General features: G+C 66.1%; 17 protein-coding genes. 16 read left to right on the top strand and 1 reads right to left on the bottom strand.

Going from position 1 to position 17,258, the window contains the following annotated elements; all coding sequences use genetic code 11:
* The first annotated feature begins 14 nt into the window (after positions 1-14).
* A complete protein-coding gene (locus tag ACIBI6_RS26355) occupies positions 15-2,474 on the top strand; it encodes a beta strand repeat-containing protein (protein ID WP_396958207.1) in 2,460 nt (819 codons plus the stop codon).
* Between the two features lie 123 nt (positions 2,475-2,597).
* On the opposite strand, the gene ACIBI6_RS26350 is transcribed toward ACIBI6_RS26355, so the two are convergent.
* On the bottom strand, positions 2,598-3,725 hold the full coding sequence (locus tag ACIBI6_RS26350) for an MAB_1171c family putative transporter (protein ID WP_396958206.1): 1,128 nt from the start codon (positions 3,723-3,725) through the stop codon (positions 2,598-2,600).
* Positions 3,726-3,896: 171 nt separating this feature from the next.
* Here ACIBI6_RS26350 and ACIBI6_RS26345 point away from each other — a divergent pair, with 171 nt between their 5' ends.
* The 15 genes from ACIBI6_RS26345 (at position 3,897) to hypE (ending at position 17,216) form a co-directional block, all read left to right on the top strand.
* A complete protein-coding gene (locus ACIBI6_RS26345; RefSeq protein WP_364343065.1) occupies positions 3,897-4,271 on the top strand; it encodes a hydrogenase maturation nickel metallochaperone HypA in 375 nt (124 codons plus the stop codon).
* Positions 4,229-5,029, top strand: a complete 801-nt coding sequence (gene hypB, locus ACIBI6_RS26340; protein ID WP_364342305.1) for a hydrogenase nickel incorporation protein HypB — start codon at positions 4,229-4,231, stop codon at positions 5,027-5,029. The genes ACIBI6_RS26345 and hypB overlap by 43 nt, the downstream gene beginning before the upstream one ends.
* 112 nt (positions 5,030-5,141) lie before the next feature.
* Complete coding sequence (locus tag ACIBI6_RS26335; protein WP_364342308.1) at positions 5,142-6,197, top strand: hydrogenase expression protein HypE; 1,056 nt, start codon at positions 5,142-5,144, stop codon at positions 6,195-6,197.
* A 12-nt stretch (positions 6,198-6,209) separates the two neighbouring features.
* On the top strand, positions 6,210-8,006 hold the full coding sequence (locus ACIBI6_RS26330; protein WP_364342311.1) for a nickel-dependent hydrogenase large subunit: 1,797 nt from the start codon (positions 6,210-6,212) through the stop codon (positions 8,004-8,006).
* Between the two features lie 29 nt (positions 8,007-8,035).
* Positions 8,036-8,950: a NifU family protein gene (locus ACIBI6_RS26325; RefSeq protein WP_364342314.1), complete on the top strand. Its 915-nt coding sequence runs from the start codon at positions 8,036-8,038 to the stop codon at positions 8,948-8,950.
* A complete protein-coding gene (locus tag ACIBI6_RS26320; RefSeq protein WP_364342317.1) occupies positions 8,947-9,579 on the top strand; it encodes a DUF5947 family protein in 633 nt (210 codons plus the stop codon). The genes ACIBI6_RS26325 and ACIBI6_RS26320 overlap by 4 nt, the downstream gene beginning before the upstream one ends.
* Positions 9,576-10,220, top strand: coding sequence for a DUF6084 family protein (locus ACIBI6_RS26315; protein WP_364342320.1), 645 nt, complete (start codon positions 9,576-9,578; stop codon positions 10,218-10,220). Before ACIBI6_RS26320 ends, ACIBI6_RS26315 begins: the two co-directional genes overlap by 4 nt.
* The gene (locus ACIBI6_RS26310; protein ID WP_396958205.1) at positions 10,217-11,518 is read left to right on the top strand and encodes a hypothetical protein; all 1,302 of its coding nucleotides are present in this window, start codon (positions 10,217-10,219) and stop codon (positions 11,516-11,518) included. Before ACIBI6_RS26315 ends, ACIBI6_RS26310 begins: the two co-directional genes overlap by 4 nt.
* 13 nt (positions 11,519-11,531) lie before the next feature.
* Positions 11,532-11,651 carry a DUF6893 family small protein gene (locus ACIBI6_RS26305; protein WP_396958204.1) on the top strand — a complete coding sequence of 40 codons (120 nt, stop codon included), beginning with the start codon at positions 11,532-11,534 and terminating at the stop codon, positions 11,649-11,651.
* Position 11,652: 1 nt separating this feature from the next.
* Positions 11,653-12,126, top strand: a complete 474-nt coding sequence (locus ACIBI6_RS26300; protein WP_396958203.1) for a hydrogenase maturation protease — start codon at positions 11,653-11,655, stop codon at positions 12,124-12,126.
* A gap of 2 nt (positions 12,127-12,128) precedes the next feature.
* Positions 12,129-12,374: a HypC/HybG/HupF family hydrogenase formation chaperone gene (locus ACIBI6_RS26295; protein ID WP_364342326.1), complete on the top strand. Its 246-nt coding sequence runs from the start codon at positions 12,129-12,131 to the stop codon at positions 12,372-12,374.
* Positions 12,371-14,644, top strand: a complete 2,274-nt coding sequence (gene hypF / locus ACIBI6_RS26290) for a carbamoyltransferase HypF (RefSeq protein ID WP_396958202.1) — start codon at positions 12,371-12,373, stop codon at positions 14,642-14,644. The genes ACIBI6_RS26295 and hypF overlap by 4 nt, the downstream gene beginning before the upstream one ends.
* A gap of 16 nt (positions 14,645-14,660) precedes the next feature.
* Positions 14,661-15,026, top strand: a complete 366-nt coding sequence (locus ACIBI6_RS26285) for a HypC/HybG/HupF family hydrogenase formation chaperone (protein ID WP_364342332.1) — start codon at positions 14,661-14,663, stop codon at positions 15,024-15,026.
* Complete coding sequence (gene hypD, locus ACIBI6_RS26280; protein WP_364342334.1) at positions 15,023-16,135, top strand: hydrogenase formation protein HypD; 1,113 nt, start codon at positions 15,023-15,025, stop codon at positions 16,133-16,135. The genes ACIBI6_RS26285 and hypD overlap by 4 nt, the downstream gene beginning before the upstream one ends.
* Positions 16,128-17,216 (top strand): hydrogenase expression/formation protein HypE, encoded by a 1,089-nt coding sequence (hypE, locus tag ACIBI6_RS26275; protein ID WP_396958201.1) that lies wholly within the window; start codon positions 16,128-16,130, stop codon positions 17,214-17,216. The genes hypD and hypE overlap by 8 nt, the downstream gene beginning before the upstream one ends.
* Positions 17,217-17,258 lie beyond the last annotated feature (42 nt).

The raw sequence follows: 17,258 nt of genomic DNA, 5'->3' as shown, positions 1-17,258 counted from the left end.
CTACTCTGACCACCGTGGTTCCCAACGTGGGGCCGGTGGCCGGTGGAACAACAGTGGTCCTCACCGGAACAGGGCTGAACGGGACCACGGCGGTGAACTTCGGTGCCACACCAGCGATCTCGTTCACCATCGACTCCGCCACCCAGATCACGGCGGTCGCGCCCGCTGGAATCGGAACCGTACAAGTCACTGCGACCACGGCGGGTGGAACCAGTAATGGTGTCTCCTTCACCTATGTCGCGGTGCCTACTCTGACCACCGTGGTTCCCAACGTGGGGCCGGTGGCCGGTGGAACAACAGTCGTCCTCACCGGAACAGGGCTGACAGGAGCCACAGCGGTCGACTTCGGTGCTACACCGGCGACGTCGTTCACCGTCGACTCCGCCACCCAGATCACGGCGGTCGCCCCTGCGGGTGCAGCCGGAACCGTGCAAGTCACCGCCACGACCGCTGGTGGAACCAGCAACGGTGTCGGCTACACCTATATCGCGCTACCCACCCTCACCACAGTCGTTCCCAACGTGGGACCCGTGGCCGGTGGAACAACAGTCGTCCTCACCGGGACGAACCTGACCGCGGCGACGGCGGTGAACTTCGGTGCCACACCGGCAACCTCGTTCACCGTCGACTCCGCCACCCAGATCACCGCGGTCACCCCCGCAGGAACCGGAACCGTGCAAGTCACCGCCACCACAGCGGGTGGGACCAGTAACGGTGTCGGCTTCACCTATATCGCGCTACCCACCCTCACCACGGTCGTTCCCAACGTGGGACCGGTGGCCGGTGGAACAACAGTCGTCCTCACCGGAACAGGGCTGACAGGAGCCACAGCGGTCAACTTCGGTGCCACACCGGCAACCTCGTTCACTGTCGACTCCGCCACCCAGATCACCGCTGTCGCCCCTGCGGGTGCGGCGGGAACGGTGCAGGTCACCGCCACCACAGCGGGTGGGACCAGTAACGGTGTCGGCTTCACCTATATCGCGGTCCCCACCCTCACCACGGTCGTTCCGAACGTGGGACCGGTGGCCGGTGGAACAACGGTCGTCCTCACCGGGACAGGGCTGACAGGAGCCACAGCGGTCAACTTCGGTGCCACACCGGCAACCTCGTTCACCGTCGACTCCGCCACCCAGATCACCGCCGTCGCCCCCGCAGGAACCGGAACCGTGCAAGTCACCGCCACCACCATAGGTGGAACCAGTAACGGTGTCTCCTACACCTATGCAGCGGTCCCCACCCTGACCACGGTCGTTCCGAACGCCGGGTCGGTGACCGGTGGAACAACGGTGGTCCTCACCGGAACAGGGCTGACAGGAGCCACAGCGGTGGACTTCGGTGCCACACCGGCGACCTCGTTCACCATCGACTCCGCCACCCAGATCACGGCGGTCACCCCTGCGGGTGCGGCCGGGACGGTGCAGGTCACCGTCACGACCGCTGGTGGAACCAGCAACGGTGTCGGCTACACCTATATCGCGGTTCCCACCCTGACCACGGTCGTTCCCAGTTCAGGGCCGGTAAGCGGTGGGACAGTCGTTGTGATCACCGGAACAGGCCTGACAGGAGCCACCGCGGTCGACTTCGGCGCGACACCGGTGACCTTGTTCGCGGTCAACTCCGACACCCAGATCACGGCCCTCGCCCCTGCGGGTGCGGCGGGAACGGTGCAGGTCACCGTCACCACCGCTGGTGGAACCAGTAATGGTGTCTCCTTCACCTATGTCGCGGTTCCCACCCTCACCACGATCGTTCCGAACGTGGGACCGGTGGCCGGTGGAACAACGGTCGTCCTCACCGGGACGAACCTGACCGCGGCGACGGCGGTGAACTTCGGTGCCACACCGGCGACCTCGTTCACCGTGGACTCCGCCACCCAGATCACGGCGGTCGCCCCCGCAGGAACCGGAACCGTGCAAGTCACCGTAACCACAGCGGGTGGAACCAGCAACGGTGTCTCCTACACCTATGCAGCGGTCCCCACCCTGACCACGGTCGTTCCGAACGCAGGCCCGGTAAGCGGTGGGACAGTCGTTGTGATCACCGGAACAGGCCTGACAGGAGCCACCGCGGTCGACTTCGGCGCGACACCGGTGACCTTGTTCGCGGTCAACTCCGACACCCAGATCACGGCCCTCGTCCCCGCGGGTGCGGCGGGAACGGTGCAGGTCACCGTCACCACCGCTGGTGGAACCAGTAATGGTGTCTCCTTCACCTATGTCGCGGTTCCCACCCTCGCCACGATCGTTCCGAACGTGGGACCGGTGGCCGGTGGAACAACGGTCGTCCTGATCGGAACAGATCTGACCGGAGCCACGGCGGTCGACTTCGGTGCCACACCGGCGACGTCGTTCACCGTGGACTCCGCTATCCAGATCACCGCCGTCGCCCCCGCGGGTGCGGCCGGAACGGTGCAGGTCACCACCAGCACCGTAGGTGGAACCAGCAACGCCGTCGGTTACACCTATGTTTAGGATCCGGAAGTCTGATAGCTGATGGACTGGGCCGTCGGCGAGCTATTGCCGACGGCCCGATATCAGCTCCCCCCGAACACTGGAATAGACAAAATCCCTTGCGATGCAAGGGATTTTGTCATTTCAAGCGCGTCGCGCCTGCAGAACTGTCGGAAGGTTACGCCACGCCTGCGCCAGGTCGAGCAGTTTCTCGAGGTCGGTATGGAAATCGCCACCACCGATGGGCGACTGCGATGCAACCGTCGAGTACATAGGAGCAATGCCCGTCATCCTTGCTCTCGCCGCGTGTGCGATCCGCTTCGCGTAATCCTCGGGGTTTCCGCCACTTTCGACGAGCGGCCGCTGTCCGGCAGGCATATAGGGCGCGAGATGCATCAGCGCGTCACGTATTTCGACCGTCATCCGGAAAACTCGCGTGGCCGGATCGCGCGGGGCTCCAGTGTCGACCGCCGGGTGCATCACGATCTCCGGGACCGCCGCCGTGAGATCCCGCCACAGCGGATCCAGCCGACGACACACCCGTCCCTCGCGATCCAGGCCCACTGCACGCATAAACGCCATCGACAACGGGAACGCGGGTGCTATGCCGTTGACCACGACGCCGACCGTGAATGCCAGCTCTGCCCGCGGCATATGAGGTCCGAGTTGGGGCCACCCGGTGGTCAATTGAAGACCGGAGAGTAGCAGAGTTCCCCAGACGAACATCATGCTGAGGATCATGCCCGCACCGACAACCCTTTCCGCTGCGGTGCGATCGTCGGCGCGGTACTCGCGGACGACCATTCGAACGAAGACCGCCGTGTTTATCGCGGCCGGCGCGCCGACCGCGATCGCGATGACGATCCCGTCCCACGCGAGGCTCATGTCGACCGGGCGCCCTTCGCTGCTTGCCCTTGCGCCCGCGATCAGAACCGCGACCGTCGATATCAGGGCGACGAGACTGCATCGACGCAGACGACCCCGCAGGGTGTCCGGGACGATATCGCTCAGGCGGACGCACCCGATGGCGTAAAGGTACGTTGTCGCCATCACGACGCAGCCCAGCGCCAGCGCCAGCGCGGATACCGGACCGGAAGCACCCGACATGGACGCGAACCGGTAGAGGAGCATCGCCGCCGCGCTCCATGCGTACAGCCGATTGATGAGCCGGTCGACGATCCTGTCCCGGAACAGCAGGAAACGGCCCACCGCAAAGACCGCGACGCAGACGGTCAGCGGCCAGGCGATGAATCCGGGAATCAACGATGACAAGGACCTACCCCTCCGGCCGAGCGAATATGTTCTCGCGCACAGTACGCGGCTGTCCGCCACCAGGGTGATAACAAGATGATCCATTGCCCATCGTTTGCGGTCATGGCCCGCCGGTCCGCCCTGGCCGCGGCGTAGGATCCATTCCAGGGCTTGTCGAAAGGCGAGGTCGGGATGCATGAAATGGCTATTACCCAGTACCTTGTCGACGCCGTCTGTGAGCATGCGCAAGGGCGCCCGGTGCACCACGTGACGGTCGAGGTCGGCGCGCTGTGTGCTGTGGTGCCCGAGTCCATGCAGTTCTGTTTCGAGCTTGCCACCGAGGGGACGATCGCTCAGGGAGCACGACTGGACCTGCGCATTGTCGACGGGGCAGCGCATTGTCGGAGCTGCGGGGCGGAATTCCTTCTGCCCGACCTCATCGTGCTGTGCCGTTGCGGCAGCGCCGAGGTCGAGATCACTGCGGGGCGGGAACTTCGAATCGTATCTATGGAGGTGAGTGAGCGATGTGCGCAACCTGCGGCTGCGAAGGCGACGGGGTCGCCGTGATCACCGTCGGACATCAGGACCACGATCACCCGCACGATCATGGCCACCATGAGCATGGTCCCGGGCATGAACACCAGCACTCCCATGAGCACCCTCTGACCACACTGACCCTCGAACAGAAGGTGCTCGCCAAGAACGATGAACTCGCCGCGGCGAATCGTGCGCGATTGCGCGAATGTGGGATCTTGGCACTGAATATGACCAGTTCACCGGGGGCGGGGAAAACGACCCTGATCGAGCGAACCATCCGCGAGTTCGAATCCGTTCCGGTGGCCGTCATCGAGGGTGATCAGGCCACCGTGCTGGATGCGCGGCGCATCGGGGCAACCGGATGCAAGGTCGTACAGGTGAATACCGGCGCGGGCTGCCATCTCGACGCGGACATGATGCGGCGCGCTCTCGACGCACTGGAACCGGCGCCGGGCAGCCTGCTGTTCGTGGAGAACGTGGGCAATCTGGTCTGTCCGGCATTGTTCGATCTCGGCGAGGCGGGCAAAGTCGTGATCATCTCGGTCACCGAGGGCACCGACAAGCCGTTGAAGTACCCGCACATGTTTGCCGCGGCGGAGCTGGTGCTGATCAATAAGACCGATCTGTCGCCATATGTGGACTTCGATCTAGAGCGGTGCGCGGAGTATGCGCAGTCGGTGAATCCGGGCGTAAAAATCCTTCCGGTATCGGCGACCACCGGCGACGGGCTGCCCCTCTGGTACGACTGGCTCGCCGCCCGGCTAACCGTTGGCATCCCAACGCCTTGAAAGCGGTTAGCTCTCAGACCTAGACTCATGTGATCAGATTCACACGCGGAATAGTCGACGTAGCTAACCGGAGATGTATCCGCGTGCCCCCGCTGCGGAAGGTGGCAGTCCGATGCCAACTCAGGAAGCAGTAAAAGCCGAAGACACCCTGATCCACGTCCTCTGGATCAATGCCGGACTCAGCTGTGACGGCGATTCGGTGGCCCTCACCGCCGCCACCCAGCCGAGCATCGAAGAGATCGCACTCGGATCACTCCCCGGTTTACCGAAGATTGCCGTGCATTGGCCGCTCATCGATTTCGAATGCGGTCCGGCCGGCGGCGCCGACGATTTCCTGGAGTGGTTCTTCAAGGGAGATCGGGGCGAACTGGATCCGTTCGTTCTGGTCGTCGAGGGGTCGATCCCCAATGAGCAGTTGCACGACGAGGGTTACTGGTGCGGCTTCGGCAACAATCCTGCGACCGGTCAGCCGATGACGACGAGCGAATGGCTCGATCGGCTGGCGCCCAAGGCGACCGCGGTGGTCGCCGTAGGCACCTGCGCGACGTACGGAGGTATCCACGCCATGGCGGGAAATCCGACCGGCGCGATGGGTGTCCCGGACTATCTCGGCTGGGATTGGAAGAGCAAAGCGGGCATTCCGATCGTCTGCGTGCCCGGCTGTCCGATCCAGCCCGACAATCTGTCCGAGACTCTTACATACCTTCTCTATATGGCCACGGGCCAGGCGCCGATGATCCCGCTCGACGATGCACTGCGCCCGAAGTGGTTGTTCGGCGCCACCGTCCACGAAGGTTGCGACCGCGCGGGCTACTACGAGCAGGGTGATTTCGCCGAAGAGTACGGATCGCCGAAATGCATTGTGAAGCTGGGCTGTTGGGGTCCGGTCGTCAAGTGCAATGTGCCCAAGCGCGGCTGGGTCAATGGTGTGGGCGGGTGCCCGAATGTGGGTGGCATCTGCATCGGCTGCACGATGCCGGGATTCCCGGACAAGTTCATGCCGTTCATGGACGAACCGCCGGGCGGCAAGATCTCCTCGACCGCTTCCGGGCTGTACGGGTCAGTGATCCGCAGTCTCCGCCACATCACCGGCCGCACCGTCGACAAGGAACCGCGCTGGCGGCACAAGGGCGGGAAGCTCGAATCCGGCGCGACACGCACCTGGTAGGGAGATATTTCGATGACAGAGATCATTCCCGATCCGTCGCTTCGCAAGATCGAACCCGACGCCCTGGTAGAGATGGCCTGGGATCCGATCACCCGCATCGTCGGCAGCCTGGGCATCTACACCAAGATCGACTTCAACAGTCGCGAGGTGGTCGAGTGCCACAGCACCTCGTCGATCTTCCGCGGCTATTCGATTTTCATGAAGGGCAAGGACCCGCGCGACGCGCACTTCATCACCAGCCGCATCTGCGGCATCTGCGGTGACAACCACGCGACCTGCTCGTGTTATTGCCAGAACATGGCCTACGGGGTCAAACCACCGCCGATCGCCGAGTGGATCGTGAACCTCGGCGAGGCCGCCGAGTACATGTTCGACCACAATATTTTCCAGGAGAACCTGGTCGGGGTGGACTTCTGCGAGAAGATGGTCGCCGAGACCAATCCCGGTGTGCTCGAACGCGCCGAACGCGCCGAGGCGCCGCACGCCGGTGACCACGGCTACCGCACTGTCGCCGACATCATGCGGGCGCTCAATCCGTTCACCGGCGAGTTCTACCGGGAGGCGCTGCAGGTCAGTCGGTACACGCGCGAAATGTTCTCCCTGATGGAGGGCAGGCACGTGCACCCGTCGACGCTGTATCCCGGTGGGGTCGGCACGGTCGCGACAATTCAGCTGATGACCGACTACATGTCGCGGCTGATGCGGTATGTGGAGTTCATGAAGAAGGTCGTGCCGATGCACGACGACCTGTTCGACTTCTTCTACGAGGCGCTGCCGGGCTATGAGCAGGTGGGCCTGCGCCGCACACTCCTCGGTTGCTGGGGATCTTTCCAGGATCCCGCGGTGTGCAACTTCGACTACAAGGATATGGAGCAGTGGGGTCGGCGGATGTTCGTCAGTCCCGGCATCGTGGTGGACGGGAAGCTGATCACCACCTCGCTGGTCGATATCAATCTCGGCATCCGGATCCTGTTGGGCAGTTCGTATTACGAGGACTGGACCGATCAGGAAATGTTCGTCACGACCGATCCGCTCGGCAATCCGATCGACCGGCGCCACCCCTGGAATCAACACACCAATCCGAAACCGCAGAAGCGCGACCTGGACGACAAGTACAGCTGGGTGATGTCCCCGCGCTGGTTCGATGGCAAGGACCATCTCGCGCTCGACACCGGCGGTGGGCCGCTTGCTCGCCTGTGGACGACAGCGCTGGCCGGGCTGGTGGATATCGGTTACGTCAAATCCACCGGATCCAGCGTGCAGATCAACCTGCCCAAGACCGCGTTGAAGGGCCCGGTCACCTTGGAATGGAAGATCCCGACGCACGGCAGCAACACGATCGAACGCGACCGGGCTCGGACCTACTTCCAGGCCTACGCGGCGGCGTGCGCACTGCACTTCGCCGAGCAGGCGCTCGGTGAGATCCGGGCGGGCCACACGAAGACCTGGGAGCACTTCGAGGTGCCCGACGAGGGCATCGGCTGTGGTTTCACCGAGGCGGTGCGCGGTGTGCTGTCGCACCACATGGTCATCCGGGACGGCAAGATCGCCAACTACCACCCGTATCCCCCGACGCCGTGGAATGCCAATCCGCGTGACTCCTTCGGTACACCTGGGCCCTACGAGGACGCGGTACAGGGGCAGCCGATCTTCGAGGAGAACGATCGAGAGCACTTCAAGGGCATCGACATCATGCGCACGGTGCGCAGCTTCGATCCGTGCCTGCCCTGCGGGGTGCACATGTATCTGGGCAATGGCGTAACCCTGGACAAGGTCCATTCACCAACGCAGACGCTCACCGCGGAATGACGGGTCCTGCCGACGACGGGAGGCACAGCGTGGATGGTCGCCCGCAGCAGCGAGCCGGACCGACCGACGACAACCAGTGGCGGGGCGCGGGTGATCGGATCGACACCCTGCTGGATGCCTGTTCGGCAGGCGGCCCGATGGCGCGCGAGCGCGCCGAGCGTCTTGTGCGTGAGGTCGTCGACCTCTACGGCGCGGCACTCGGCCGGGTTATGGCCGTGCTCGACGACCGGACCGTCGAGGAGCTGACCCGCGACGATCTGGTCGCGAGCCTGCTGTTGGTGCACGGCCTGCACCCGCACGACGTGCGAACGAGGGTGGCGACGGCGCTGGACAGCGTCCGCCCCTACCTCGGCTCGCACGGCGGCGATGTGACGCTCATCGATGTCGCCGACGCTGTCGTGCGGCTCGAGCTGTCCGGCAGCTGTCGCACGTGCCCTTCATCGTCGGTGACGCTGGAACTGGCGGTGGAGGATGCGGTGCGCGCGGCCGCGCCGGAAATCGAGGCTATCGAGGTGGTCGCCGCGGCGGCACAGCCACAGGCGGGGGTGATACCGGCCGAGGCGCTGTTCGCGCGGGTGCACACCGGCGATCCGCCCGCGGGCAGCTGGATCTCGGTCCCGGAGCTCGCGGACCTGGCGGCAGGCGAGGTCGGCGGGTTCACGGTGGCGGACGTGCCGGTACTGGCCTGCAGGGTCGGCACGGACCTGTTCGTCTATCGCGACCGCTGCGCGGCCTGTGGGCGTTCGATGGCGGGGTCCGCGCTGCACCGCAGGATGGGGGCCCCGGCAGGCTCGGCGGTGCTGCGCTGTCCGGGATGCCAGGCCCATTTCGATGTTGTGCACGCCGGAACGCGGCTGGACGGCGACGGGCATCTGGAGCCGCTGCCCGTGCTGGTGCGCTCCGGTGAGATCTCGGTGGCGGTACCCGCGGAGGTCCGCGGATGAACCAGAGCCTGCGCGCACTGCGCCGCATCGCGACCGACCCGACCCCGCCCGCGGCGGCCGGAGAGCGGTGCGAAATGTGCGCCGAACCGGTCGGTGCACAGCACCGCCATGTGGTGGATATCGAAGGCAGACAGCTGATGTGCGTATGTGTGGGCTGCTATCTGCTGTTCACCGATCAGCAGGCCGCGCTGCGCTACCGGGCGGTGCCCGACCACTACGTCTCGTTCCCGGACTGTGTGATCGGTCAGGGTGAATGGGATACCCTCGACATCCCGGTCGGGCTGGCGTTCTTCTTCGTCAATTCGACGCTCGGGCGTACTGTCGCGTTTTATCCGGGACCGGCCGGGGCCACCGAATCCGAACTGCCGCTGCAGGATTGGCGGGCGATCCTGGATCGCCATCCCGAACTCGACCGGCTCGCGCCGGATGTCGAGGCGCTGCTCATCCGGATGCCGGAGCGCGGCGGTCCCGGCGCGGTGCTGCTGCTGCCGATCGATGCCTGTTACGAGTTCGTCGGACGGATGCGGATGCTGTGGCGCGGATTCGACGGCGGCAAGGAAGCCCGAGACTTCATCGCGGAATTCTTCACCGCGATGTCGGCTCGCGCCCGGCCGGAGGTGGCGTCATGAGTCCGGCCTATGCGATGACCTTCGCGGTGCTCGAGGTGCGGCCGGAACCGTACGCGGTCGCCCCGAATCTGTCCGCGCGCATCGGCATCGCCGCGCTGGCCGAGGAGCCGGTGCACGCGATCGCGCTGCGCGCCCAGGTGCGCATCGAACCCTTCCGGCGCGGCTACTCCGACGCCGAAGGCGCGGGGCTGCTGGACCTTTTCGGCCCGCGCGAACGCTGGCACGAAACACAGAAGTCGTTCACCTGGATGCACTGCGCCACCATGGTGTCCGGCTTCTCCGGCGGCGCCGAGGTGGAACTGCCGATGCCGTGCACCTACGACTTCGAGGTCACCGGATCGAAGTACCTGCACGCCCTGCGCGAGGGCACCGTGCCGCTGATATTCCTGTTCAGCGGCACCGTATTCATCAGAGGGGAAACGGGTTTCGCGGTTCAGCAGGTGCCATGGGACCGCGAGGACAAATTCGATATGCCGGTCGCCGTGTGGCGCGATCTCATGGACACCCATTATCCGAACTCCGGCTGGGTGCGGTTGCGCAGGGAGAATGTGGAAGCGCTGGCTGCCTACAAGTCCTCGCACGGTTTGCTCGGATTCGACGACGCCGTCGCGAAACTTCTCACCGAGGAGTCCGCGTCGTGAACGCCGCCATGACCCGCGCCCGTGCCGTCGCCGACGCCGTGCTGTACGAGGGGTATCTGCTGTACCCGTACCGGTCCGACGCCCGAAAGAACCAGTCCCGCTGGCAGTTCGGTGTGCTCGGGCCGCGCGACGCGGCCGCGGCCGGATTCGGTGAGGACGACTCGCTTGCCGCCGAATGTCTCGTCCGCGCGTCCCGAGCCACGCGGATCACGCTCACCGCACGGTTCCTGCAACTGCAGCGCCGAACAGTCGAACTGGACGGAAGCGCGCGCGCCGAACTGATCGTCGACGGTCGCCGATGGGTCAGCTGGGACGAGGCTACCGAATGCGAAATCACCTGCGGCCCCCGGCCTTTGGCGGATTCGACGATGCCGATCGAAGTACCGGGCTGGCAGGCGGTCGAACCGATTCCGGGATCGACGGCGGGCATGGTGGTACGCACCCGAGCACAGATCGAGGGCACACTCGAATTGACCGTCGTCCCCGAGGGCGACTATCGACGCGTCGGAATACGACTGCGCAACAGCGGCGCTGCGGCCGCCGACTCGGACGACGCCACCGTCCGCTCCATGCTCGGCGCCCACGTGATCGCCGAACTCGACGGTGGTGAGTTCATCTCGCTCCTCGATCCCGAACCCGGCGCCGAGACGGCCGTCGAGCACTGCACCCAGCACCGCTGCTTCCCGGTATTGGCCGGCCCGCCCGGCCATAACGGCGTTGTCCTGGTGTCGCCGATCATCCTCTACGACCATCCCGAGATCGCCGAGCAGAGCGCGGGTCAGCTGTTCGACTCCACCGAGATCGACGAAATCCTCACGCTGCGCGTGATGTCGCTCACCGATGACGAGAAGGAACGGGCCCGCGCCACCGACCCGAAAGCCGCCGAAATCATCGACCGCTGCGATCGCATGACGCCCGAGGCCATGCACGACCTGCACGGGCTGTGGCGCGAACCTGCGCCGCGCCTGGTGCCCGAGGTACCGGAGGACATGAGCTGGTGGGATCCCGCAGCCGACGGCGCGGTGCGCCCGGAGTCCGACGCGATCCCGATCGCCGGGGTGCTCGTACGCAAGGGCAGCCGGGTTCGGCTGCGCCCGACGCGACGCGCCGACGCACACGACCTGTTCTACGCGGGCAGGGCGGCGCGCGTCACCTCGGTGCACGCTGACGTCGACGGCGAAACGCACGTCGGCGTGGTCATCGATGACGATCCGGCGGCCGATCTGCACGAATGGTACGGCCGCTACCTGTATTTCGCTCCCGATGAGCTCGAACCGATTATCAACGGCGACGAGTGAAAGGAATACGGTCATGCAAACAGTCGGTGTGGTCTCCACCGCGGTGGTGGCAGTCATCGTCGTGGTCGGCGCCTATCTCGGCATACGGTCGATCCCCGACCTCCGGCGTTATCTGAAGATTCGCCACATGTGAGATGAGCGCACGCGTGCTCGTTGCCGGGATCGGCAATATCTTCCTCGGCGACGATGGGTTCGGCCCCGAGGTGGTCCGTCGGCTACCCACGGCGTCGGCGCAGGACCAGCGGATCGTCGACTACGGCATCCGCGGGTTACACCTGGCCTACGACCTGCTCGACGGGTGGGATGCGCTGGTACTGGTGGACGCCCTGCCGAATACCGGCGATCCCGGCCACGTGCAGATCATGCGCGCCGAACCCGAGTCGGATGCGACGACGGCCATGGACGCGCACGCGATGAATCCGGAAGCGGTCTTCGCCGCGGTGCACGCGCTCGGCGGTGTCGTGCCGCCGACCGTCGTCGTCGGCTGTCAGGTCGACTCGGTAGCCGAGGGGATCGGTCTCAGCGCTGCCGTCGCCGCGGCGGTCGATCCTGCCGCAGCCGCGGTGGCGCGCGTCGCGGCGCAATTGCGCGCTGGACAGGAGGTGTGAGCATGTGCCTTGGCATTCCGGGGCGGGTCGTGGAGATTCCGGACGGCTACCACGGGCAGATCGCCGTGGTCGAGGTGTCCGGTGAGAAGCGCAAGGTCAATATCGGTCTGCTCGACGAGGATCAGCCCGCCGCGCCGGGTGATTGGGTGATCATCCACATGGGATTCGTCATCGAGAAGACCGACGCCGATGGCGCGGAGCGGGCGATGGCCGGGCTGCGCCTGCTGGGCAGTGGAGATCAGCCGTGAGTGCCGATCGCGTTCGCCGCCGCCTACTAGTGCGCGGCGTGGTGCAAGGCGTCGGATTCCGGCCGTTCGTTTACACCACGGCCGTCGAGCTCGCGCTGACCGGCCGTGTTGCCAACGACACCGACGGCGTCGTCATCGAGATCGAAGGCGCCGAGGCATCGGTGCGCGAGTTCATTCGCCGGGTGCACGACTCACCGCCGCCGCTGGCCGCCGTCGCCGCGGTCGAGCAGACCGCGGTCGAAATCCGCGGCGGCACCGGATTCCTGATCGGCGATACCCTTCGCGGCGGTGCCGGACGCACCTTGGTCTCGCCCGATGTAGCGATCTGTACGGACTGCGCGCGCGAACTGCGCGACCCCGCCGACCGCCGCTACCGCCACCCCTTCGTCAACTGCACCAATTGCGGCCCGCGATTCACCATCATCGCCGGGCTGCCCTACGACCGCGAGCGCACGTCCATGGCCAATTTCGCCATGTGCGCGCGCTGCGCCCGCGAATACGCCGACCCCGCCGATCGCCGGTTTCACGCCCAGCCCATCGCCTGTCCGGACTGCGGGCCCACTCTGTCCTACACCGGGCCCGGTGAGCTGGGGCGGCCGCTCACCGCGGCGCGCGAATTGCTGTGTGCCGGAGGTATTCTCGCGGTCAAGGGCATCGGCGGCTACCACCTCGCCTGCGACGCCGGCAACGACACGGCCGTGGCCGAATTGCGTCGCCGCAAGCGGCGCGGCGACAAGCCGTTCGCGGTCATGGTCGCCGACCTGGACACCGCGGCGCGGATCGTGACCATCGATCCCACCGGCGCGGCCCTGCTGAGCGGTCCGCAACGGCCGATCGTTCTGCTGCCGCGCGGCGAGCGGCCAGTTGCCGACACGGTCGCACCCGGCAACCCCGACCTCGGAGTCATGCTCGCCTACACCCCATTGCATCTGCTGTTGTTCGGCCTCCCTGGCGACCCGCCCGGCCCCGACGTGCTGGTGATGACTTCCGGCAATCTCGGCGGCGAACCGATCTGCTACGACGACGCCGATGCCCGCACCCGCCTGGCCGGGCTGGCCGACGCCTGGCTCGGCCACAACCGGCGCATTCTCGTCCCGTGCGACGACTCGGTGGTGCGCGTGGTGGACGGCGCCGAGCTGCCGGTGCGCCGCTCCCGCGGCTACGCGCCGCTGCCGCTGCCGCTGCCGATCCCGGTTCCGCCGACTCTGGCGGTCGGCGCCGACCTGAAGAACACCTGCGCCGTCGCCGACGGACGGTACGCCTGGCTCAGTCAGCACATCGGCGACATGGACGATCTGGCCACTCTGCAGGCATTCGATACGGCGCGATCGCATCTGGAGGAACTCACCTGCGTGCACCCGACCCAACTCGCCGCCGACGCCCACCCCGGCTACCGTTCGACCGCGTGGGCCCGCGCGAACGCGGCCGACCGACCGGTGCACACCGTGCAACACCATCACGCGCATCTGGCCGCGGTGATGGGCGAGCACGGGGTCGATGCGAACCAGACCGTGCTCGGCATCGCCTTCGACGGCACCGGGTACGGACCCGACGGCGCGGTCTGGGGCGGTGAGGTGCTCGTCGCCGGATACAAGGGCTACCGGCGCATGGCGCACCTGTCCTATGTGCCCTTGGCGGGCGGCGACCTCAGCGTCCGCAAGCCCTATCGGATGGCGCTGTCACATCTGCGCGCCGCGGGCATCGAGTGGTCCCCCGGTATCGCCTCGGTCGACGCCTGCCTCGACGCCGAACGGGCCGTGCTCGCGCACCAATTCGACACCGGGCTCGGCTGCGCGCCGACCTCGAGCATGGGCAGGCTGTTCGACGCGGTCGCCTCCCTGACCGGGGTGCGGCACGTCGTCGACTATGAGGCGCAGGCCGCGATCGAACTCGAAGGTCTGGCCCGCGGAGCCGATGGTGCGGTGGGCCGATACCGGTTCGCTTGGCGTGACGGCGATCCCGCCAGGATCGATCCTGCCCCGGTACTCGCCGAGGTCGTCGCCGATGCGGCGGGCGGCATACCGCCCGCGGTCATCGGCGCCCGATTCCACGCCGCCGTCGCCGACCTAGTGCACGACGCGGCACGGCGATTCGCCGCGCCCGAGTCGGTGATCGCGCTGTCGGGCGGTGTGTTCCAGAACGCGCTGTTGTTGTCGAGCTGTACCCGTCTGCTGCGGCGCGACAGATTCCGTGTCATCAGTCATCACAGACTGCCACCGAACGACGGCGGGATCGCGTTCGGACAGCTCCTGGTAGCCGGTGCGGTGTGAGTGAAGGAGACAAGCGATGTGTCTTGCGGTTCCCGGAAAGGTGCTCAGCGTCAACGAACGCGACGGCACGCTGATGTCGGAGGTCGACTTCGGCGGCGTGCACAAAGACGTGTGCCTGCAATACATCCCGGACGTGGCGGTCGGCGATTACGTCGTGGTGCACGTCGGGTTCGCGATCCAACGCCTGGATGAAGAATCCGCATTGCGGACGCTGGCCGAGTTCGAACATCTCGGCGTACTGAAAGAGGAGTTCGGCGACGGTTTCGCGATCGCGGCGAAGCAGGCCGGCGTCGATAACCCCGAAGCCCCGCAGCCCGGGGACGGCAATTCCGACACATCCGCGGCGGGCGCGACCGTCGACGACCAGGAGGCGAAGTCATGAAATACCTGGACGAATTCAGCAATCCCGAGCTTGCGAGGAACCTGCTCGACCGTATCCGCGCGACCACAAGCAAGCGGTGGTCGATCATGGAAGTGTGTGGCGGACAGACACATTCGATCATCCGCCACGGCATCGACCAGCTGTTGCCGGATCAGATCGAGATGATTCATGGGCCCGGTTGCCCGGTATGCGTCACCCCGCTGGAAGTGATCGACAAGGCACTCGAGATCGCCGCACAGCCGGGTGTGATCTTCTGCTCCTTCGGCGACATGCTGCGGGTACCCGGCAGCCACAAGGATCTATTCCGGGTCAAGAGCGAAGGCGGCGACGTGCGGGTGGTCTATTCGCCGTTGGATGCGCTGGAACTGGCCAAAAACAACCCGGATCGGCAGGTGGTGTTCTTCGGCATCGGATTCGAGACCACCGCGCCCGCCAACGCGATGACGGTGTACCAGGCCCGACGGCTCGGCATCGAGAATTTCTCGCTGCTGGTCTCGCATGTGCTCGTCCCGCCCGCCATCGCGGCGATCATGGAGTCGCCCAGCTGCCGGGTCCAGGGATTCCTCGCCGCCGGGCACGTGTGCACGGTGATGGGCACCGGCGAATATCCGCCACTGGCAGCGAAATACAAGGTTCCGATGGTGGTCACCGGATTCGAACCGCTGGACATCCTCGAAGGCATCCGGCGCACCGTGCTCCAGCTCGAACAGGGACGCCACGAGGTCGAGAACGCCTATCCCCGCGCGGTAGCCGCAACCGGGAATCCAGCGGCCAAGGCAATGCTCGAGGACGTCTTCGAGGTCACCGACCGGGCGTGGCGCGGCATCGGCGTTATCCCCCGCAGCGGCTGGCGGCTGTCGCCGCGTTACCGCGACTACGACGCCGAACAGCGTTTCTCCGTCGGAGATCTGCACACCGCCGAGTCTTCGATCTGTCGGTCCGGTGAAGTCCTCCAAGGCTTGATCAAACCGCACGAGTGTGCGGCCTTCGGCAAGGAATGCACCCCGCGAAACCCGTTGGGTGCCACAATGGTTTCCTCCGAAGGCGCCTGTGCCGCGTACTACCTGTACCGGCGTCTCGATCTTCCCGCGGAGGCCGCCCATGCGTGAGACCAACGGCAGCGGGGCAGCCGCATCGCCCCCGCTCGACATCGATGGTTGGGTCTGCCCGATGCCGCTGCGCGATGCGCCCAATATCGTGATGGGACACGGCGGCGGCGGCGCGATGTCGGGTGAGCTGATCGAGCACCTGTTTCTGCCCGCATTCGGCGCGGCCGCCGATACCGAGCTCGGCGACTCGGCGGTGCTCCGCCTCGGCAATGTGCGGCTGGCGTTCTCCACCGATTCGTTCGTGGTCAAGCCGCTGGTGTTCCCCGGCGGCTCGATCGGTGATCTCGCGGTGAACGGCACCGTGAACGATCTGGCGATGTCCGGTGCCCGGCCGGTTGCGCTCTCGACCGCGTTCATCCTCGAAGAGGGCACCGCGCTGGCCGAGATCGCCCGCATCGCCGAGGCCGTCGGTACCGCCGCGCTCGCGGCCGAAGTCCGGCTGGTCACCGGCGACACCAAGGTCGTCGACGCCGGGCACGGCGATGGCATCTTCATCAACACCGCGGGCATCGGACTGGTCCCAAAAAGTGTCGACATCCGGCCCCAGCGGGCAAGGCCCGGCGATATCGTGCTGGTCAGCGGTGAGATCGGACTGCACGGTATCGCGGTACTGAGCTGCCGGGAAGGCCTCGAGTTCGGCACGACCCTGTGCAGCGATACCGCGCCACTGCACGGATTGGTCGCGACCATGCTCGCCACCGGCGCGGATGTGCATGTGCTGCGCGATCCCACGCGCGGCGGAATGGCGGCCTCCCTGAACGAGATCGCCCGCGCCGCGAGTGTCGGTGTCGAGCTCGACGAACGGGCGATCCCGGTGCCCGTCGGGGTCCGCGATGCCTGCGGGTTGCTCGGTCTCGATCCGCTGTATGTCGCCAACGAAGGCAAACTCGTCGCATTCGTACCCCCCGAGTACGCCGAACGCGTCCTCGACGCCATGCGCGCGCATCCGCTCGGCGCCCACGCGGCTGTCGTGGGTCATTGCGTTGCCGAACACCCGGGGATGGTGGTGGCCCGCACCGCCCTCGGTGGTACCCGCGTCGTCGATCTGCCTGCCGGAGAACAGCTACCGCGAATCTGTTGAACACGGCGGTGACTCCGCCGACGAGTTGGAGAGATGGGACCG

It is taken from the genome of Nocardia sp. NPDC050412, from assembly GCF_044458825.1.
GTDB lineage: Bacteria > Actinomycetota > Actinomycetes > Mycobacteriales > Mycobacteriaceae > Nocardia.
Note: the sequence above shows the minus strand (reverse complement) of the source record. Positions and strands in the feature narration are given on the sequence as shown.